This is a genomic window from Sphaerisporangium sp. NPDC005288 (assembly GCF_040607475.1).
Lineage (GTDB): Bacteria > Actinomycetota > Actinomycetes > Streptosporangiales > Streptosporangiaceae > Sphaerisporangium > Sphaerisporangium rhizosphaerae.
Genome location: NZ_JBEXGT010000001.1, coordinates 371,896 through 390,506, shown reverse-complemented (window position 1 = coordinate 390,506; position 18,611 = coordinate 371,896). Strand labels below are relative to the sequence as shown.

17 protein-coding genes are annotated in these 18,611 nt (G+C 73.1%); 8 read left to right on the top strand and 9 right to left on the bottom strand.

Translation table 11 applies throughout. From position 1 onward, the window contains the following. Window positions 1-6: 6 nt before the first annotated feature. The 3 genes from ABZU32_RS01640 to ABZU32_RS01630 are packed head-to-tail and all read right to left on the bottom strand — an operon-like array spanning window position 7 to window position 3,943. Window positions 7-492 carry a (2Fe-2S)-binding protein gene (locus ABZU32_RS01640; protein ID WP_354835307.1) on the bottom strand — a complete coding sequence of 162 codons (486 nt, stop codon included), beginning with the start codon at window positions 490-492 and terminating at the stop codon, window positions 7-9. Next, a complete protein-coding gene (locus ABZU32_RS01635) occupies window positions 489-1,499 on the bottom strand; it encodes an FAD binding domain-containing protein (RefSeq protein ID WP_354915657.1) in 1,011 nt (336 codons plus the stop codon). Before ABZU32_RS01635 ends, ABZU32_RS01640 begins: the two co-directional genes overlap by 4 nt. Then, window positions 1,496-3,943, bottom strand: coding sequence for a xanthine dehydrogenase family protein molybdopterin-binding subunit (locus ABZU32_RS01630; RefSeq protein ID WP_354915654.1), 2,448 nt, complete (start codon window positions 3,941-3,943; stop codon window positions 1,496-1,498). The genes ABZU32_RS01635 and ABZU32_RS01630 overlap by 4 nt, the downstream gene beginning before the upstream one ends. A 119-nt stretch (window positions 3,944-4,062) precedes the next feature. Here ABZU32_RS01630 and ABZU32_RS01625 point away from each other — a divergent pair, with 119 nt between their 5' ends. Both ABZU32_RS01625 and ABZU32_RS01620 read left to right on the top strand, forming a co-directional pair. Further along, window positions 4,063-4,875 carry a hypothetical protein gene (locus tag ABZU32_RS01625; RefSeq protein WP_354915651.1) on the top strand — a complete coding sequence of 271 codons (813 nt, stop codon included), beginning with the start codon at window positions 4,063-4,065 and terminating at the stop codon, window positions 4,873-4,875. Between the two features lie 104 nt (window positions 4,876-4,979). Next, entirely contained in the window at window positions 4,980-5,216 is a 237-nt protein-coding gene (locus ABZU32_RS01620) for an ATP-binding protein (protein WP_354915648.1), read from the top strand. A 92-nt stretch (window positions 5,217-5,308) separates the two neighbouring features. Here the strand turns inward: ABZU32_RS01620 and ABZU32_RS01615 are convergent, their stop codons facing one another. Together ABZU32_RS01615 and ABZU32_RS01610 are read right to left on the bottom strand one after the other, a co-directional pair. After that, the gene (locus tag ABZU32_RS01615; protein ID WP_354915645.1) at window positions 5,309-7,870 is read right to left on the bottom strand and encodes a M14 family zinc carboxypeptidase; all 2,562 of its coding nucleotides are present in this window, start codon (window positions 7,868-7,870) and stop codon (window positions 5,309-5,311) included. A 122-nt stretch (window positions 7,871-7,992) separates the two neighbouring features. After that, the gene (locus ABZU32_RS01610; protein WP_354915642.1) at window positions 7,993-8,898 is read right to left on the bottom strand and encodes an alpha/beta hydrolase; all 906 of its coding nucleotides are present in this window, start codon (window positions 8,896-8,898) and stop codon (window positions 7,993-7,995) included. A 156-nt stretch (window positions 8,899-9,054) separates the two neighbouring features. Here ABZU32_RS01610 and ABZU32_RS01605 point away from each other — a divergent pair, with 156 nt between their 5' ends. Both ABZU32_RS01605 and ABZU32_RS01600 read left to right on the top strand, forming a co-directional pair. Further along, a complete protein-coding gene (locus tag ABZU32_RS01605; RefSeq protein WP_354915640.1) occupies window positions 9,055-10,224 on the top strand; it encodes a histidine kinase in 1,170 nt (389 codons plus the stop codon). Next, window positions 10,221-10,889, top strand: coding sequence for a response regulator transcription factor (locus ABZU32_RS01600; RefSeq protein ID WP_354915637.1), 669 nt, complete (start codon window positions 10,221-10,223; stop codon window positions 10,887-10,889). Before ABZU32_RS01605 ends, ABZU32_RS01600 begins: the two co-directional genes overlap by 4 nt. A 68-nt stretch (window positions 10,890-10,957) precedes the next feature. Here the strand turns inward: ABZU32_RS01600 and ABZU32_RS01595 are convergent, their stop codons facing one another. From ABZU32_RS01595 to ABZU32_RS01585, 3 genes are all read right to left on the bottom strand, one after another. Then, complete coding sequence (locus ABZU32_RS01595; protein ID WP_354915634.1) at window positions 10,958-11,716, bottom strand: SDR family oxidoreductase; 759 nt, start codon at window positions 11,714-11,716, stop codon at window positions 10,958-10,960. Window positions 11,717-11,820: 104 nt separating this feature from the next. Further along, entirely contained in the window at window positions 11,821-12,273 is a 453-nt protein-coding gene (locus ABZU32_RS01590) for a flavin reductase family protein (protein WP_354915631.1), read from the bottom strand. 817 nt (window positions 12,274-13,090) lie between these two features. Beyond that, entirely contained in the window at window positions 13,091-13,435 is a 345-nt protein-coding gene (locus tag ABZU32_RS01585) for a hypothetical protein (RefSeq protein WP_354835281.1), read from the bottom strand. A 148-nt stretch (window positions 13,436-13,583) separates the two neighbouring features. Between ABZU32_RS01585 and ABZU32_RS01580 the strand changes: the two genes are divergently transcribed. The 4 genes from ABZU32_RS01580 (at window position 13,584) to ABZU32_RS01565 (ending at window position 17,229) form a co-directional block, all read left to right on the top strand. Then, window positions 13,584-14,333, top strand: a complete 750-nt coding sequence (locus ABZU32_RS01580) for a GntR family transcriptional regulator (RefSeq protein ID WP_354835279.1) — start codon at window positions 13,584-13,586, stop codon at window positions 14,331-14,333. Between the two features lie 199 nt (window positions 14,334-14,532). Further along, window positions 14,533-15,144 (top strand): GNAT family N-acetyltransferase, encoded by a 612-nt coding sequence (locus ABZU32_RS01575; RefSeq protein ID WP_354915628.1) that lies wholly within the window; start codon window positions 14,533-14,535, stop codon window positions 15,142-15,144. 152 nt (window positions 15,145-15,296) lie between these two features. Continuing rightward, window positions 15,297-15,977 (top strand): copper homeostasis protein CutC, encoded by a 681-nt coding sequence (locus ABZU32_RS01570; RefSeq protein WP_354835275.1) that lies wholly within the window; start codon window positions 15,297-15,299, stop codon window positions 15,975-15,977. A 1-nt stretch (window position 15,978) separates the two neighbouring features. Beyond that, window positions 15,979-17,229, top strand: coding sequence for an aldolase (locus tag ABZU32_RS01565; RefSeq protein WP_354915625.1), 1,251 nt, complete (start codon window positions 15,979-15,981; stop codon window positions 17,227-17,229). Here the strand turns inward: ABZU32_RS01565 and ABZU32_RS01560 are convergent. Continuing rightward, window positions 17,173-18,495: an FAD-dependent oxidoreductase gene (locus tag ABZU32_RS01560; RefSeq protein ID WP_354915622.1), complete on the bottom strand. Its 1,323-nt coding sequence runs from the start codon at window positions 18,493-18,495 to the stop codon at window positions 17,173-17,175. The genes ABZU32_RS01565 and ABZU32_RS01560 overlap by 57 nt on opposite strands. Window positions 18,496-18,611 lie beyond the last annotated feature (116 nt).

Below are 18,611 nucleotides of genomic sequence, written 5' to 3'. Positions count from 1 at the left end.
CGGGGGTCAGGCCGGTGGTTCGGCGGGCGGCCGCCCGGCCGCCCGCAGGACGGCGCGGTAGATCGGGGTGTAGCCGGTGCACCGGCAGAGGTTGGAGCCGAGCAGGGCCGCCAGCCGCTCCGGATCGTCGGCGAGGGCCGGGTCGGACTCCAGCGCCCCGGCGGCCAGCATCAGCCACCCGGGCGTGCAGAAACCGCACTGAAGGGCGTGCTCGGCGGAGAACGCCTCCTGGAGCGGGTGTGGACGGCCGTCCGGAGACGCGAGTCCTTCGACGGTGCGGATCGGCCGTCCGTCGCACTGCACGGCCAGCAGCAGGCACGACCGGACGGCCTCGCCGTCCAGCAGCACCGTGCACGCCCCGCAGACACCCAGCTCACAGCCCAGATGTGTCCCGGTCAGGTGGCAGTCCTCCCGCAGGACGTCGGCGAGGACGCGCCGGGGTTCGACGTCCAGCAGGTAGTCCCGCCCGTTCACCACCAGCGTGATCCTCATCGCGGGTCACCTACGGGGAGGTCGTCGGCGGCGTGCGCCCGCCCGTCCGCCGTCGCCTCGTACAGGGCGCGGGCCACCAGGACGGCGATGGCGTGCCGGCGGTACTCGACATCGGCGTACGGCTCGGGGACGGGGTCGGCGTCGTCCTGGGCCGCGATGCGGGCCGCCCGCGCGAACGGACCGTACGCGGGCGGCGGCAGGTCCGGCACCGCCTCGGTCCGCGTGGATGGCGGCAGGTCCGGGAGGGCCTCGGTCCGCGTGGGCGGCGCCCGGCCGTGGCCGGGCGGAAGGGCCTCGGCGCCGATCAGGGAGCGTTCGGCGGCGTACGCGCGCAGCGGCCGGTCCGCGCAGTTGGCCAGGGCGATCCTCGCCTCGGCGATCACGCCGTCGCGCACGGTGAGCGCCACCGCCACCGCGACCTGGGCGAAGCAGAACTGCGTGCGCCGATGCTCGGCGAAGGCGACCCCCGTGCCGCCGGGGAGCAGCGGGAGCCGCACGGAGGTGATCAGCTCCTGCGGGGCGCGGGCGGTCGCGTGCGGCCCGCGGAAGTAGTCCCGGGCCGCGACCACCCGCGTCCCGGCCGGGCCGCGCAGCTCGATGCCGGCGTCCAGCGCGAGGGCGACGGCGCACCACTCGGAGGCCGGATGCGCCCAGGCCAGGCTGCCGGCCATGGTGCCGCGGGCGCGGATGGGCGGGTGGGCGACGTTGACGACGGCGCGCGAGAGCAGGCGTCCGAGGGGGCCGGGCGCGACCAGCGGGGATTCGAAGTCGCGGTGCCGGGCCAGCGCCCCGGCCAGCAGCGCGCCCCGCTCCACCCGCACGTCGGCCAGCTCGTCGATGCCGTTGATGTCGACCACCACGTCAGGGCTGGTCCGGCGCAGGCGCATGTCCAGGATCAGGCTCTGACCGCCCGCCAGCACCTCGGCGCGCCTGCCGGGGACGGCGAGCGCGTGCACGGCCTCGGCGACCGTGCCGGGCGCCAGGTAGTCGAAGGAGGGAGGCTTCATCGCCCCCGCCCCGTCCGGTCCGCGCCGTGCCTCGACCGGTCCGCGCCGCCGCTCGTGCCGTGTGCGCCGTGGCCTGATCGCTGTGCGTTCTCGGCCCGGCCGGGTTCCCGGGCCGCCGCCGCGCGCCGGGCGTTCTCCGAGGCGCGGGCGGCGCGCCAGACGACGTCGGGCGTGAGTGGCATCTGGAGCAGGCCGGGGTCGGCGAGGCGCAGGGCGTCGGCGACGGCGTTGACGATCGCGGGCGGCGTCCCGATGCACCCTGACTCGCCCGCCCCCTTGGCGCCGAGCGGCGTGACCGGGGTCGGGGTGGTGGTGGCCGCGATGTCGACGGGGGGCACCTCGGCGATGGTCGGCAGCAGATAGTCCAGCAGCCCGTTCGGCAGGACGGGCACGCCGGCGTCGTCGAAGGGCACCCCCTCGTACAGAGCCTGTCCGATGCCCTGCACGGCCGATCCGAGCGCCTGCCCGTGGACCGCGACCGGGTTGATCGCCACCCCGCAGTCGTCCACCGCGACGAGCCGCAGCACACGCACGGTGCCCAGGTCCACGTCGACCTCGACCACCGCCGCGTGGGTGCCGAACGGGAAGGCCATGGCCCCTTCGAACCGGTCGTCCACGCGGAGCGGCCCGGTCTCCTTCACCAGCTCGCCCAGGTCGGCGGCGGCCGGCGGATCGCTCTCGGCCCGCAGGGTGCCCCGGGACCAGCTCACCTTGTGCACCGGCAGCTCCCACAGGGCCGCCGCCCGCTGCCTGGCCTGGTCGATGAGGGTCCTGGCGGCCCGCTGGAGCGCCGCGCCGGCGATCTGGGCCGACCGGCTGGCGAACGAGCCGACGCCCTCGGGCACCTCGCCGGTGTCCCCCTCGATCAGCCGGACGCGCGCCGGGTCGAGGCCCAGGGTGTCGGCGACCAGGGAGCTGAAGGTGGTCTCGTGGCTCTGCCCGCCGGCGGCGCTGCCACACCGGGCGACCACCGTGCCGTCCGGGCACGCCTCGACGCCGCCGAACTCGTGCAGGCCGCCGGGTTCGCCGCCGGAGCGCTCGACGTAGCAGGCGAGCCCGATGCCCAGCGGGAGGGCGGCCGGGTCGGCCCGGCGCCGGTCACGCTCCCGCCGCCACCGCTCGTAGCCGAGGGTCTCCAGCGCCAGGTCGAGGGCGGCGGCGTAGTTCCCGCTGTCGTAGCGCCGGCCGGTCGGGGTGTCGTACGGGAAGCGCTCGGGCGGGATGAAGTTGCGCCGCCGCAGCTCGGCGGGGTCCAGTCCGAGGCGGCGGGCCAGCTCGTCCATGGTCCGCTCCAGCGCGGAGGCCGCCTCCGGGCGCCCGGCGCCGCGGTAGGGGTAGGTCATCATCGTGTTGGTGAGCACCGAGCGGACGGTGGCGTGCACCCGGGGCGTCAGGTAGGGGCCCGTCGCCATCCGTGCCGTCTGCGTCGGCAGCGCCGCGCCCAGGTGCGGGTAGGCCCCGACGTCGGCGTCGATCGCCAGCTCGTAGGCCAGCAGGCGCCCGTCGGCGCCGGCGGCCAGCCGCACCCGCTGGTCCTGCCCGCGGCCCCGGGTGGCGGCCAGCAGCGACTCCATGCGGTCCTCGATCCACCGGACGGGCCGGCCGAGCGCCACGGCGAGCGTGGCGGTCACGACGTACTCGGGGAAGATGGCGCTCTTGGAGCCGAACGCGCCGCCGCTGTCGGGGACGATGACGCGGATGCGGCCGGGGGGCCACCCGAGGACCTCCGCCAGCTCCCGGCGCAGCCGGTGCGGCATCTGGTGCGAGCACCACACGGTCAGCGCGTCCCCTCGGGGCACGGCGAGGAAAGCCCTGCACTCCATCGGCGAGGGCAGCAGCACCTGCTGGCGGTAGCGGGCCTCGACGACCACGGCCGCGCTCCGCCACACCTCCTCGTCGATGGGATGGCCGGCCTCGAACTCGAAGGCGACGTTGCTCATGCCCTCGAACAGGGTGACCGTCCCGTCCAGCGCGGCGGCCGTGGTGACGGCGGCCGGGAGCGGGTCGATCACGACGCCGACCGCCGCGGCGCCGTCCTCGGCCTGGTAGCGGTCCTCGGCGACGACCACGGCGATCGCCTCGCCGGGGTAGCGCACCCGGTCGGTGGCCAGCGTCGGCCATTCGCGTCCGGCGACGGCCTCACGGGTGGACAGGCTGGCCAGCAGCACGGGCGGGATGGGCGGCAGGTCCGGCAGGTCGGCGGCGGTCTGCGCGCACGCGGGCAGGCCGGTGAGGTGGACCGCCGACCAGGCGCCGACGACGCCCGGCACCGACGCGGCCGGGGAACAGTCCACCGAGCGCAGCCTGCCGTGCGCGACGGGGCTCCTGACGAAGACCGCCGACAGGCAGCCGGGCACGTCGATGTCGGCGACGAAGCGGCCCTGTCCGGTGAGCAGCCGCTCGTCCTCCCGCCTGGTGTACGCGAACGACACACGAGCCTCCACGAACATCCTCGTCGGCCGTTGACAAAGCCCGGCTCACCGCACACCTCCTCGGTCGCAAATAGTCGGCATGTCCGTACGATGCTCAAGCCCGGGATTCGTGAAGTATGGGATGGAGTGTCGTGAGATTCGCTTATGTCACGTATGACGGGCCGGATGACGACCGGGAGGTCCTGCTGGCCGCCTGGCGGCGGGCCGGCGTGGAGGGGGCCGCGGTCCGATGGGACGACCCTGCCGCCGACTGGGACTCCTTCGACGCCGCCGTCGTGCGCTCCCCCTGGGACTACATCCTGCGCCGGGACCAGTTCGTCGAATGGGCCCACAAGGTGGAGAGCGGCACCCGGCTGTTCAACCCGGCCTCGGTGATCGAGCGGAACACCGACAAGACCTACCTGCGCGATCTCGGCGTGCCCACCGTGCCGACGCACTGGATCCACCCGGGCGAGCAGGTGACGCTGCCCCACCAGGCCGAGTACGTCGTCAAGCCGGCCATCTCGGCCGGCGCCCGCGACACCCTCCGCACCACCGACCGCGCCACGGCCGAGACCCACGCACGGGACCTCGTCGCGGCCGGTCGCGTCGCGATGGTCCAGCCGTACCTGGACATGGTGGAGACCGAGGGCGAGACCTCCATGATCTACATCGGCGGCCGGTTCAGCCACGCCCGGCGCCGTAACGCGATGCTCGCGGACGTCGTGCCCGCCGACCACCGGGCCGTCCCCGCCCGCGACCCCGGCCCGGACCAGTTCGCCCTGGCCGAACGGGTCCTCGCCGAAGTGGGCGAGGACCTGCTGTACGCGCGCGTCGACCTTGTCCGCCTCCCCGGCGGCGCCCCGGCGCTGATCGAACTCGAGCTCACCGAGCCCTACCTGTTCCTCAGCACCACCCCCGGCGCCGCCGACCGCCTCACCACAGCCCTCCTGACCCGCCTCTGACTGCTAGGCCATGAAACGGGCCTCGCCTTCGGCTCGGGCTGTTCTTTCCAGAAGGCTGCCGCCCCCCTCGCCCTCGGACCCCCAGGCGGGTTCCTCAGACGGTCGTGACGCTCGCGATCAGCGAGTGTGACGGCGCCGTCCATGTCGAGGTGGTCGACGCGGGATCGGAGCGGGAGCCGCGGGTCCGGGGTGGCCTTGATGAGGAAGGCGGGCGAGGGCTCTTTCTGGTGGACGCCATCTCGGATCGGTGGGGGATGTACCGGGACGGCGGGGGGAGGGTCGTCTGGTTCGCGGTGAGGTTCCGGGGCGCCGGGGCGTCAGAGGTGGGCGCTGAGGGGTGACCTGGGCTTCGCGGTGCCCGGGATGGGTGCGGCTCGCGCCTTGTGCTGTTTCGCAGGAGGCGCGAGCCGCGGTTGTCAGGCGGTGGGCAGGGTCAGGGGAGGACCACCGCGAGCGGGGTCACTCCGGCGGCGCGGAGGGCGGCCGGGAGCTTGGCGGCCCAGGGGTGCTCGTCGAGGCCGAGGCCTTCGGGGTTGGGCACGACGAAGCGGAGCGAACCGCCGGGTCCGGGGCGCTCGGTCCAGGTGGCGCCGAAGCCGGTCAGGGCGGCGGCGACCTTGGCCTTGTCGGCGGAGTTCACGGTGATGCGAATGGCCGACTCGCGGTCCGGAGCGGCCGCGGCCGTCACCGTCGGGTTTCCGGCGGCGGAGGTCCGATTCTGCGGGGCGGCGGTGCGGCTCTCCAGGCCGGAGGTGCGGGGCCGGGGGAGGTCGGCGGTCAGGGCGTTGGTGATGAGGTGGGCGGTGCCGTCGGTGAAGGCGCGGAAGTTGGGCTCGGCGGCGAACAGGATCGCGTGGCCGCGGCCGACGGGCTCGTCCAGCGCGGCGGCCGTCCCGCCGAGTTCCTCGGCGCCGAGCTGGAAGCCGGACACGAACCAGTCCGCCGAGTCCGCCGCCGGGTAGGAGGCCACTACCTGGGCCGGGTCCGAGGCCCGCATCAGCGGGTCGTAGGAGTAGAACTGCCAGGCCGTGGAGCCGACGCCGGCGGCCAGCGCGCCCTTGGCGACCTGGACGCGGAACAGCGAGCCGGGGACGTCGGAGGTCGGTTCGGTGAAGGTCGCCGTGCTCACCCCCGCGAGGGACGCGAGCTGCGCGCCGCCGCTCCAGCCGATGTACCGGCCGCCGCCGCTCACCCACGTCTTGAGCGCCGCACGCCCGGGCTCGCCGAGGGCGGTGTTCGCGGTGGCCGCGGGGCCGGCCGGGACGAGCAGCACGTCGAGGCCGGCCAGCTTGCCGGACGCGACGTCCGCCGGGGTCAGCTTGGTGTAGGGGAGCTTCCACTCGCGGTCCAGCCGGTGGCGCAGCCAGCCGAGGGACTCCACCGTGGTGCCCGAGGTGGCGGACAGCTCCAGCACGCCGACCTTGGGCCGCTTGACGGGAGCCGGGGGCGAGACGACGTCGGGGACGCGCTCGGCCGGAGAGGCGGGCGGCGCCAGGACGCTGCCGGAGGAGCCGCCGGAGACGTTCGCCAGCAGCGGCAGGCTCCAGGCGGTCACGTCGTAGAAGTAGGGGAACGGGGTGTAGCCGTCCTCGCCGAGCATGGCCTGGATCCAGTGCTTCTGGCCCTGGGCCATGGGGATCCAGTACGTGCCCTTGGGCAGGGTGGCACGGGCCGGCGGGCGGCCGTACTCCTTGTAGTCGGAGACGGTGATCTGCTTGGCGAGCTTGAAGACCTTGACGTCCATGCGCTGCAGCCGGCGCACGACCGACTCGACCGCGGCCTTCTTGGCGGGGTCGCCGGCGCGCAGGAAGTAGTGGCGGACCGGCCGGTCGGGCACCTGGCTGATCACGTCGTGGCCGGGGTTGTACACCTGGTTGGGCTCCAGCCTTCCGGCCAGGCCTTCCTTGAGCGCGTCGGTGTACATGCCGTGCCAGGTGGTGAGGATGCTCTCCTTGTGCGAGGCCGCGGCCGACAGCGACACCCACTGGGTGAGGTACTGCTCGAAGGCGCGGGTGGCGATGGGGGAGCTGCCGCCCTTCTCGTAGGTCATGCCGGCGGCGTTGAAGCCGGTGGTCGGGACGGTGTCGCCGTATCCCATGTAGAACAGGTCGTAGACGTCCCGGTTGGTGAAGGGCAGGCCGCGCCGGGTGAACTCGTCGATCATCGCCTGGCCGTACAGGTTGCTGATCCAGTCGTAGGCCGGCTCGGCGATTTCGTGGTAGATCGGGTCGGCGTTCGGCGGGAAGAAGTACGCCGTGCCGCCCTGCTCGTGGGCGTCGATGTAGAGCTGCGGCGGGTACCTGCGCAGCAGTTCCAGCTTGCCGTCGGTCTCCGGCTGGGTGCGGGCGAACCAGTCGCGGTTCATGTCGAAGCCGTAGGCGTTGCGCCGGTTGTCCGCCTCGCGCCCGTCGGGGTTCTGGATGGGCAGGATGACGACGGTGGCGTTGTCCAGGATGTGCCTGGCCGCGCAGTCGTCGCGGTCGGACAGGTCGTACAGCGTCTTCAGCGCCGCGTCGGCTCCGCTCTCCTCGTTGCCGTGGACGTTGCCGGTGACCCACAGGACGGCGGTGGTGCGCTTGGCGAGCAGCTTGGCCAGAGCAGAAGGCGTGAGCGGATCGCGCAGCGTCTTGATGGCCAGTTCGGTCACGGTGAGCCCGGCCTTGGTGACGTTCGCGGGCTTGCCGACGATCGCGTACTTCAGCGGCCGGCCTTGGGCGGTGGTGGCCAGGGTGCCGGAGACGACGCGGTCGCTGGCCCGCGCGATCGACTCAAGGAGCGTGTCGGACTCGGCGGAGGTGACCTCGCGCTCGCCGAGGTCGAAGCCGAGCACGCTCTTGGGGGTGGGGACCTTGTTCAAGTACACAGGTGCGGTCTGGGTGGGATCGCACGTGCTGGACGCCTGCGTAGGGGTGGGATCCGCGAGCGCGGCCCCGGCGGGGAGGGCGAGCGCGACGGTCACTGCGACCGGCGCGACCACCTTGAGACGCGTGAGCATGTGATCACCGTGTCATCGACACATATCCATGACAAGAGTGATTTTTTAGGTTTACGTTACGTCTGAGCCGATTGCCGGTTGTCGGCCGGATATGACGCAGAGCTCTCCGCTGGCGTGCGTGCTCAGGTCAGGACCGCGTTCAGTTTCCCGGCGAACTCCCGGGGGCGCCAGATGTAGCCGGTGTGGTCGCCGGGGAATGGCGTCGCCTCGGCGCCGAGTCGATCGGCGAGGGTCAGGACGATCCGGGTCGCGATCTTGGCCTGGTACCGGCCCACTCCCAGCACCAGGCCGGGGAGCTTCAGGCGGAGGGCGGCGAGGCCGGGCCGGTACCGGATGAACGGGAGCATCTCGTGGGCCAGCAGGAACTCCTGGTTGCCCTGGATCCGGGCGCCGAAATCCGGGTCGGCGGGATAGTCGCCGTCCGCCGCCGGATCCTCCTTTCCTGGATCTATGGCGATGAACTGGCGAAATGCCTGTTGTACCCCACTTGAGCGGTACGTCTGGTAGACGGCCTCGTACTTGGCCTGCTGTGCCGCGGCGTCCGCGAGCACGGCCGGCACCGCGGGTTCGTGTGCGACCACCGTGCCGAGGCGGTCTCCGTAGCGGGTGGCGAGTTCGAGGGCGACAATGGCGCCTCCGCTGCTGCCGAACACGTGCGGCGGCGTGTCGATCAGCGTCTTGAGCAGCAGGGCCGCGTCGTCGGCCTGCTGGTCGAGTCGCAGGTCGGCCGGCGATCCGTCCAGGTGGCTCCTGGAGTTCCCGCGCCGGTCGTAGGTGATGACCGTGTAGTGCTCGGCCAGTTCGGGCGCCATGGCGGCGAAGGAGCCGGCGTCGGTCCCGCCGCCATGGATCATCAGCAGGGGTGGCCCGGAGCCTCGCGTCTCGTAGTACAGCCGTGCTCCCGGTACCTTCAGGTACCCCGTGCGGGCCTTCGGCCGAGGTCTCGTCGTGCTCTGCCCGCACGCGCCGAGCAATATCGCTCCCGTGGCCGCGGCGGATCCCAGCAGCAGTGTTCGTCTGTCGAGCATGAGCCGATTCCAGCCCGGCGCGGACCGCCGGCGACAGCGCGTGAAGAAGGGATTCGCGACCGCTGAACCGTCCCGAAGGGGGTGCTGTATGCGACTTTAGTAGGGTTTTCGCTCGGCCTCGGTCGTCAGCTGAACGGCGTTGGCTAGGGTCTCGCCATGGGGCGCGAGCGGGTTGCGGACATCGCCGTGGTGGTCCTGGCCGGCGTCGTCTCCCTGTCGGGAACGGTGACCCAGGTCCCGGTTCTCCGCGAGCCGTATGACCTGTGCGTCTTCTGCCTGCTGGTGGCGAGCGCGCTATCGCTCTGGTTCCGCCGCCGGGCGCCGGTGGCGGTCGCCTGGCTCATGGCGCTGCTCGCGGTGATCTTGGTGGCGGCGGTGCGGGTGTGGCCGGGGCTCACGCCGGGAACCGGCCTGGAACCGGAGATCACGCTGCTTCCGGCGGCCGTCCCCTTCGCCGCGTACGCCGCGGCGGTCTTCGCCCGCGACCCCCGCCTGGCCTGGCCGCCGCTGGTCCTGGTGGCCGCCATCGCCTTTCTGGGCGCGCCGCCCTCGTCCCGCGCGGTCGCCGTGGCCGGCATGGTCCTGATCCTGGTCGGCGCGCCCGTCGTCCTGGGCAGGTACGTCGTGGCGCGAGCCGAACGCGCCAGGCGCGGCCACCACCTGCGTGCCGAGCAGGCCCGCAGGCAGGAGCGGCTGCGGCTGGCGGCGGAGATACACGACGTGGTCAGTCATCGGGTGAGTGTCATGGTGCTGCAGGCCGGAGCGTTGCAGCTGACCGCGGCCGACGAGGCGTCCAGACAGGCGGCGGGACAACTTCGCACGACCGGGTGCCAGACCCTCGGCGAACTGCGTGACCTGGTCGGCCTGCTCAACGCCGCCGGCCCCTCGGACGCGGCGAGCACGGGGCCGCTCGAACCGATGCCCGACCTGTCCGGGCTGGTGGAGTCGGCGCGGTCGGTCGGGACGGTCGTCGAGGTGGACGGCGCGCAAGGCCCGTGCCTGCTGCCGCCCGTGGTGGGCCGTACCGCGTATCGCGTCGTCCAGGAGGCCCTGACGAACGTGCACAAGCACGCACCGGGAGCGCGGGTGCGGCTCCAGGTCCGGCAACTCCCCGCCGGCGTCCGGGTGAGCGTCCGCAACACCGCACCGACCAGAGCGGGCGACGCGGTGCTGGCGTCGGCCGGTGCCGGTGCGGGGCTGCTCGGCCTGCGACGGCGCATCGAACTGATCAACGGTACGCTGCGCGCCGAAGCGTGCGCCGACGGCGGCTATCGGGTCGAGGCGGACCTGCCCTCGATCCTCCCGGCGGCGGGGGAGGGCCCGTGATCCGCGTCCTGCTGGTCGACGACGACCCGCTGGTCTGCGCGCACCTGCGGACGATTCTCGGCACCTCCGGCGACGTGGACATCGTCGGCGAGGCGTACGACGGCGCCGAGGCCCTCGACGCCGTCACCAGGTACCGTCCCGATGTCGTCCTCATGGACCTGCGGATGCCGGGCGTCGACGGCATCACCGCCATCCGTCACATCGCCGCGCTGCGTGAGCCGCCGATCGTGGTAGCGCTCACCACGTTCGACACCGACCACCACGTTATTCGAGCCCTGCAGGCGGGGGCGGCCGGCTTCCTGCTCAAGTCCACCCCGCCTCAGGACCTCATCGGGCTGGTCCGGGTGGCGGCCGGCGGCCACACCGTGCTGTCCGGCGCCACGACGCGGCGGCTGCTGAACGCCGCGGCCGGCCGCCAGGCGAGCCAGGACGGCAGGCTCACACTGATCGGGGCCCTGACCAGGAGGGAGCGGGAGGTCTTCGACTGCCTCGGCGAGGGTCTGTCCAATGCCGAGATCGCCCGCCGGCTAAACCTGTCCGAGGCCACGGTCAAGGGGCACGTGTCGCGCATCCTGGTCAAGCTGGACTGCCCCAACAGGACCCGGGCCGGACTGCTCGCGCAGCATGCCATGCTCGGCCGTGCCACGGCGCCGGCAGCGCCTTGAGCCCGCGGACGATGCCCGCCGCCGACTCGAGATGGCCGAGGTCCGGGTGGGAGGCCACCACGCGCGGGTCAGACGGTGGAGATGCCGCCGTCCACGGGGATCACGGCGCCGGTGAGGTAAGCGCCCGCGCGGGAGGCCAGGAAGATCGCCGCTCCGGCCATGTCGTCCGGCCGTCCGATGCGCCCGAGTGGCACCTGGGACTCGACGGCCGCGCGCATCCCCGGATCGTCCAGCGCGAAGGCCATCATCTTGGACTCGAACGGCCCGGGTGCGATGGCGTTGACGGTGATCGACTCGCCGGCGAGCCGGTGCGCCAGGTGGCGGGTCAGCATGTGGACGCCCGCCTTGGCCGCCGAGTAGGCGTAGTTCTCGACGCCCGGCGCGCGGAGCCCGTCCACGGACCCGATGTTGATCACGCGGGCCGGGTCGTCGGCGGTCGCGGAGGCGCGCAGCAGCGGGAGGAAGCGCTGGGTCAGGTAGAACACGCCCTTGACGTTGATGCCCCAGAGCTTGTCGAAGGCGTGCTCGGGATACTCCTCCAGCGGAGCGCCCCAGGTGGCGCCGGCGTTGTTCACCAGCACGTCCAGCTGGCTCTCGCGCTCGGACACGGCCGAGACGAGCGTCTCGATGCCCTGCGGCGTCGACAGGTCGGCGGGGACGGCGGCGCAGCCGAGTTCGGCGGCCGTCTCGTGCAGCTCGGCGGCCTTGCGCGAGGAGAGGTACACGGTGGCGCCGGCCGCCGCGAAGCCGGCGGCGATCATCTTGCCGATGCCCCGCGAGCCGCCCGTGACCACGACGGTCTTGCCGTCCACCGAGAACAGAGTCATGCCCCCCGATGATGCCGTACCCGTCCCCGGCCCGTCCATACCGACTGGTCGGTCCGGGCAGTGGGGCCCCAGGTGGCGTTGGTCGGTGCGCCTGAGCGGCGGTGTCAGGCGTCGAAGCGGCCGTAGTCGCCGCGGAAGAACAGCAGGGGGCCGTGGTCGGCGTGCGCGTCCAGCGCCAGCACGCGGGCCACGACGATGATGTGGTCGCCCGCCGGGTGCTCGGACTCGATCGCGCAGTCGAGCCAGGCCAGCGCGCCCTCGAACAGCGGGCCGCCTCCCGGCGACGGCCTCCACGACAGGCCGGTGAACTTGTCGGGGACCCTGGCGGCGAGCCGCCTGCTCACGTGCTCCTGCCGCTCGGACAGGACGTTCACGCAGAGGGTGGGCGCGGCCTTCATACGCGGCCAGGTCGTGCTGGCGGTCGAGACGCAGAAGGACACGAGCGGCGGATCCAGCGACACCGAGGTGAAGGAGTTCACCGCCAGACCACGGGGTGCGCCGTCGGCCGGGTCGATCGCCGTCACCGCGACCACGCCGGTGGCGAACCTGCCGAGCACGTTCCTGAAGTGCCGGGGGTCGGACGCGTCGCCTCCCGCGGACGACGTGCCGGGCGCCGGCGCGTGTCCGTTATCGGGGTGCGGTCGGTGTCCGTTATCGGGGGTCTGAGAGCGTCGGCCGCCCGCCTCCGGGACGTGGCCGTCGGCCCCGGCGGAGTGGCGCCCGGCGGCCGGGGCGGGCGGCCCGCTCCGGCCGGAGACGTCCGGCCCGGGCGAGCCGGCGGCCCGCACGTAGGGGAGAGGGGGAAGGGGAGGCGGAGCGCTCTGCCTGTCGATCAACGCCCGGTCCCTCCTGGAAGGCTGCCCCGCGCGGCCGGGCGGGTCGGTCCGCCCGGCGAGGGTGCCGCGATCAGCATGCAACCTCAACCGTGGTTCAGGTCAAGGCCGCGACGTGTGACGCAGGCCACGTCCGCGCCCGCGGTCCCGGCGCGCGCCGCCGGGCGGCGGTGCCGATGGAGAGCCGGCGAGCGGCCCTGGCGAGGACGGAGGAGCGGCCGTGACCAGGGCCGGGAGGACGGCTCCATCAAGAGCGGGCCGGCCGCGAGGGAACAGGAAGCGGCCGCGACGAGGAACCGGGGAGGGCCGGTGCGGGACGGGAAGCGTCACGAGGAGCCGGGGGCCGGGCGCGGACGGGGAGCCGCCGTGATGGGGCGGGGAGCGCCGTGAGGGGGCGGGGAACGGCCTTGACGGGAGGAGGGCCGTGGCCGACGGTGATGGCGGAAGGCGTGTCCTGGCGGGCGTGGGGGACCCGCCAGGACACGTTCCGCCCCGGCGCGACTTCCAGGACCCCGGCGAGGGTTGGGGTCCTGGCCGTCGTTTACCGCACGGAGTCTGTGGGCGGCCGGTCGCCGGAGTCGTGGGCCCGGGAATCCTCGGGCTCCTCCTCGACCGGCCGGCGGAGATGGCGCTTGACGAGCTGCGCGGCGCCGACGGGGTCATCGGACGGATGGGTGACCGTGAGGCCGTCCTCGTTCCACACGAACGACCCGCTGCGGCACCACACGGTCAGCCCGGTGGTCACCGACAGCACCGACATCCCGTTCGCGCTGCTCTGGTAGGTGTGGGTGAACCCCTCCCGGTGCAGCGCGTAGCGCAGTAGACGCGTCGCCTCGCGGGGATCGTGCCAGGGCAGATATGGCGTTCCCGCCCGGACTGCCAGCACAGGCCCTCACCCCTCGCCGCCTCTTTGATGGATTTGTACCAACGTTTGGATAATGCGGTGTGGAGACGCTTGGGTCAAGGGGTTGTTTGCCGTCAGATCGAGATCGTCTAAATTCGTAGGTACAAAAGGACGCAACCGTAGGTGAGATTTGGCACGGTCGACGCTGTACCAGCAGGTGGCCGGCGAGCTACGCAGGGCGATTTACTCCGGCGAGCTCGGGCCGGGCGCCCAGCTGCCGACGGAGATGGACCTCATGGACAGCCATGAGGTCAGTCGCAACACGGTACGGCTCGCCCTGGCCGAGCTGGAGAACGAGGGTCTGATCACCCGGATGCGCCGGCGCGGCAGCTTCGTTCGCGACCGCCGCGCGCTTCTCATGCGTCCCCAGGCCGAGCTCAACACCCCGCCGGGCGTGCTGCGCCGGGAGGCGTTCGCCGAGGCGGTCACCAAGGAGGGCCGCAAGCCCGGCCAGGAGATCGAGGTCTCGATCGTGGAGCCGCCCGAGGAGATCGCCGCGAGGCTGGAGCTGGAGGAGCACGCGCTCGCGGTGGTGCGGCGGCGGCTGCGCTATGTCGACGACCAGCCCTACAACACCAACGACTCCTACTTCCCGCACACGCTGGTGCGCGATTCCGAGATCGCCCGTCCGGCGGACATCACGCGTGGGGCCAACCGCGTGCTGGAGGAACTGGGTCACCGCCAGGTCCGCGTCGTGGACGACATCTCGGCTCGTATGCCGACTCCTGAGGAATCCGCCCGCCTGCAACTCGAACCTGGTACCCCTGTTGTCGTATATGTCCGAGTTGGCTACGACCGTGAGGGCACCCCGGTCCGGGTCGCCTTGTCGGTACTGCCCGCCGACAAGCATCTGATCAGGTACGAGCTCGCACTGAGCTGACCTCGCGCGCGCCGTCTCGCTTCGCGACGCGGCCGCGCCGTCCTGCCGCCGGCGCGGGCCGGGGCCGCCATCGCGGCCCTTGACGCCCACAGGCCCGGCGGCTAACGCCGTTCACTCCGGCCTTGACTGATAGGGCCGCGCCCCCGGTCGAGCACGTTCGGTGTTCGAGGCGCTACACACGGCGACGAAAGGACGAGTCATGTACTCCCACACCCTCCAGCAGGCCGGTTCCCTCACGCTGCGTAATGCCACCCCCGACGACCTGCCCGGCGTTCTCGCGCTACTGGCGGAGACGGCGGGCTGGCTGCACACCCGGGGCATCCGCCAGTGGCCGGCCGACGGCTTCCCGGCCGCGCGCATCGAGCCGCTGATCGCCGAGGGGACCATGTACGTGCTGGACGACGAGGACGCCCGCCAGGAGGGAGAGATCCGCGTCCCCGCCGCCACCATGGCCCTGGACGACCACGCCGACCCGGAGTTCTGGCGGCGCGCCGACCACCCCGAATCGGGCCTGTACGTCCACAAGCTGGCCGTCAAGCGGGCCTTCGCCGGGTCCGGCCTCGGAGGGACCCTGCTCGACTGGGCGGCTCTGCGCGTGGCGGCCACCGGCCGGCGGTGGCTGCGGCTCGACTGCTCCAAGAACAACCCGGGCCTTCAGGGGTACTACCGCAAGCTCGGGTTCCGGCACGTCCGCACGGTGGACCTCCCGCACCGCGCCTCGGGTGCGCTGTTCCAGCGGGCCGCCGACCTGGCGTCCCCGGCGCTGCCGCACGCGCGGCGTCGCAGGTCCGCGCATGTGGCGACCCACTGAACCGCCTGCCCGGCGGCACTTTCCGGCGGTGGATCGGATCATGGCGCCCCCGGAACAGATCACGATGTAGCCGGCCTACACCGGACCATTGGCCGGCTTGCGGGTGGTAGCGGTCCATCTATGGACAAGAGGGTCCGATAACCTCAGGACCCATGACCGGATCGCTGCTCGAGGTGATCGCGCTGAACGTGCGCGACGCCGTGGCCGCAGAGGACGGCGGCGCGGACCGCCTTGAGATCGTGGCCGACATGTCCGTCGGCGGGCTCACCCCCGCCCCGGAGACCGTGGCGGCGATCGCCAAGAAGTCCGCGCTGCCGCAGATGGTGATGCTCCGCTCCAACGCCGGCTACGGCGTCACCCCGGAGGAACTGGAGGGCCTGGAGCGCGACGCGCGCGTCCTGGCCGACGCCGGAGCGGCGGGGTTCGTCTTCGGCTTCCTCGACGAGGAGGGGAAGGTGGACCTGGCGGCCACCGAGGCGCTGATCCAGGCCGTCACGCCGCTGCCCTGGACCTTCCACCGGGCGGTGGACAACGCGGCCGACGTGCAGGCGGGCTGGCGCGCCGTGCGGCTGCTGCCCAACCTCGCCACCGTGCTCACCTCCGGCGACCCCTCGGGCATCGCCGCGGGGCTGCCGGTGCTGCGGTCGCGCGCCGAGGCGGGCGACGCGCCGATCATCCTGGCCGGCGGCGGGCTCCGGCCCCACCTGGTCCCCCCGCTTCTCGACTACGGCGTGCGCGCCTTCCACATCGGCAGCGCCGCGCGCTCGTCCTGGTCCGACCCGGTCGACGCCGAGCGCGTCCGGCGCTGGCGCGACCTGGTGGACACGATCTGAGGTGCGCCTGACCCTGGGCGGCCACGACGTGCCGGGCGTGGACGCCGCCCTGGCCGAGCAGGCGCGGCGCTACCCCGCGACCGGCGCCTCCTGGCAGCCGGTGCACACCGTGTACGTGCCCGCCGACCGCTTCGGCGCGGAGACCGTGCGGGCGTGGGGCGAGGAGGCCCTGAGCCTGCTGGAGCGCCACCTGCCCGGCGGCGTGGCCCTGCCGGCGCTGTTCGGGCCCGCCGCGGCGGAGACGGCCGATGACGTCCGCGGCCGGGTGGCCCGCAAGCTCGCCCGCGAGCCCGTCGAGGACCTGCGGATCGACTTCGAGGACGGGTACGGGACGCGCCCGGCGGCCGAGGAGGACGAGCACGCCGTCCGGGCCGCCGAGGCGGTCGCCGCCATGCACGCCGCCGGTACGCTGCCGCGCCGCTGGGGGCTGCGGGTCAAGTCGTTCGCCGACGGGGACCCGGCCCGCAGCCTGCGCACCCTCGACGGCTTCCTCACCGAGGTCGCCGCCCGGGCCGGCGGGCTGCCGCCCGGTTTCACGGTCACCTTCCCCAAGGTCCTCATGGAGACCTACCTCGGGCGGTTCGCCGGGTGCCTGGCCTCTCTGGAGGAGGGACTGGAGCTGGCGTCCGGCACGCTGCGCTTCGAGATGCAGGTGGAGGCGCCGCAGACCGTGCTCTTCCTCGCCCGCTCGCCCGACCTGGTGCCGTCTTTGGGCGGGCGCCTAGCCGCGGCGCACTTCGGGGTGTTCGACTACACCGCCGCCTGCGGGCTCCCGCCGGCCGAGCAGCGCCTTGACCATCCGGTCTGCGACCACGCCCGCGAGGTGATGCGCGTCGCGCTCGCCGGCACCGGGGTCGAGCTGTCGGACGGCTCGCTGGCCGCCTCACCCGCCTCCGGCTCGACGCGGGACGTGCACGCGCTGTGGCGGGCGCACGCCGGCATGGTGCGTCACTCGCTGCGCCACGGGTTCTACCAGGGCTGGGACATGCACCCCTCGCACCTGGTCAGCCGTTACGCCACCGTGTACGCCTTCCACCTGGCGACCCGCGACGCCTACGCCGAGCGCGTCCGCGCCTGGGAGGAGCGGCGCGACGCCGGCGGCGGCGTGATGGAGGAACCCGCGACCATCAAAACCCTGGCCGCCGCCCTCCGCCGCGCCGGCCACGCCCTCGGGGCCCCCGTCGCGGAAGGCGGATCAGGGTTCGGGGGTGGAGGGGGTGAAGGCGGCGAGCATGGCGGGGCGGCCTACTAGCTTGACGTGTTCGCCGCGGCCCAGGGACAGGGCCAGGGCCGCCTCGGCGGCCTCGATGGCCAGCCAGTTCGCGTAGGTCACCGGACGCACCCCGCGCGCGGCCAGCACGTCCTCCAGCCGGGCGCCCGGCTCGGGCCGCTCAGGACGCGCGGCGAGGTCGGCCAGCAAGGTGCGCACGGTCTCGGCGGCGTCGGACTTGTTGGTGCCGATGACGCCGGTCGGCCCGCGCTTGAGCCAGCCCGCGACGTACTGCCCCTCGCCGACCCGCCCGGCCGTGTTGGGCACGGTCATCGTCGCGGTGTCGAACGGCACCCCCGGCAGCGGGACGCTCTGGTAGCCCACCGAGCGCAGCACCATGCCGGCCGGGATCGTCTCGTACTCGCCGGTGCCCACGACCCGGCCCTCCGAAAGGCGCGTGCGCTCCAGCCGCAGCGCCTCGACCCTGCCCGCGCCGAGGATCTCCACCGGGCGCAGCCAGAACCGCACGTCCAGCCGGCGGGGCCGGCCGGACGGGGTCCGCGACGACCAGGACCTCAGGACCTCCACGTTGCCCCGGATCTGCCGCGACAGCTCGCCCAGCTCGCCCGACCCGGCCTCGTCCGGACGGACGAGCACGTCGCAGTTGGTCAGCTCGCCGAGCTCGCGAAGCTCCTTGAGCGTGAACTTGGCGTGCTCGGGACCCCGTCTGCCGATCATGTGGATGGTCGTCACCTGGCTCTTGGCCAGCCGGTCGAGGACCTCCTGCGGCACGTCGGTGGAGCGCAGTTCGTCGGCCGTCTTGGCCAGGATGCGCACCACGTCGACCGCCACGTTGCCGACCCCGATCACCGCCACCTCGGCGCTGTCGAGGGAGAAGGCGTCGGGCGGCACGTCGGGGTGACCGCAGTACCAGTTGACGAAGTCGGTGGCGGCCACGCTGCCGGGGAGGTCCTCGCCGGCGATGCCGAGATGCCGGTCGACCATCGCGCCCGTGCAGTAGACCACCGCGTCGTAGCAGGCGGCGAGATCGTCGACCGTGACGTCGGAGCCCAGCTCCACACCGCCGAGGAAGCGCACCGACGGCAGCTCCAGCACTTTGCGCAGGTAGCCGGCGATCGACTTGATCGAGGTGTGGTCGGGGGCGACGCCGTACCTCACCAGCCCGTACGGGGTGGGCAGGCGGTCCAGGACGTCGATCTCGACGGGCTCGCCCGCCTGCTTGGTCAGGGCCTCGGCCGTGTAGATACCGGCGGGACCCGATCCGACGATCGCCACGCGCAGCGACATGCGGCCTCCTTAGCGGGACCTGCCGGCCCCGCGACGTCTTGCGCCGATTCTCGCCCAGGCGGGTCCTCCCGACCAGACTCGCACGCCGAGGGCGGTCGCAATAATCCGGTCGGGCC

Bases quoted from the DNA above. Each gene is read 5' to 3' on its own strand.
- ABZU32_RS01610 (WP_354915642.1), bottom strand. From the start codon at position 8,898: ATGCTCGACAGACGAACACTGCTGCTGGGATCCGCCGCGGCCACGGGA.
- ABZU32_RS01635 (WP_354915657.1), bottom strand. From the start codon at position 1,499: ATGAAGCCTCCCTCCTTCGACTACCTGGCGCCCGGCACGGTCGCCGAG.
- ABZU32_RS01575 (WP_354915628.1), top strand. From the start codon at position 14,533: ATGTACTCCCACACCCTCCAGCAGGCCGGTTCCCTCACGCTGCGTAAT.
- ABZU32_RS01615 (WP_354915645.1), bottom strand. From the start codon at position 7,870: ATGCTCACGCGTCTCAAGGTGGTCGCGCCGGTCGCAGTGACCGTCGCG.
- ABZU32_RS01560 (WP_354915622.1), bottom strand. From the start codon at position 18,495: ATGTCGCTGCGCGTGGCGATCGTCGGATCGGGTCCCGCCGGTATCTAC.
- ABZU32_RS01640 (WP_354835307.1), bottom strand. From the start codon at position 492: ATGAGGATCACGCTGGTGGTGAACGGGCGGGACTACCTGCTGGACGTC.
- ABZU32_RS01595 (WP_354915634.1), bottom strand. From the start codon at position 11,716: ATGACTCTGTTCTCGGTGGACGGCAAGACCGTCGTGGTCACGGGCGGC.
- ABZU32_RS01570 (WP_354835275.1), top strand. From the start codon at position 15,297: ATGACCGGATCGCTGCTCGAGGTGATCGCGCTGAACGTGCGCGACGCC.
- ABZU32_RS01605 (WP_354915640.1), top strand. From the start codon at position 9,055: ATGGGGCGCGAGCGGGTTGCGGACATCGCCGTGGTGGTCCTGGCCGGC.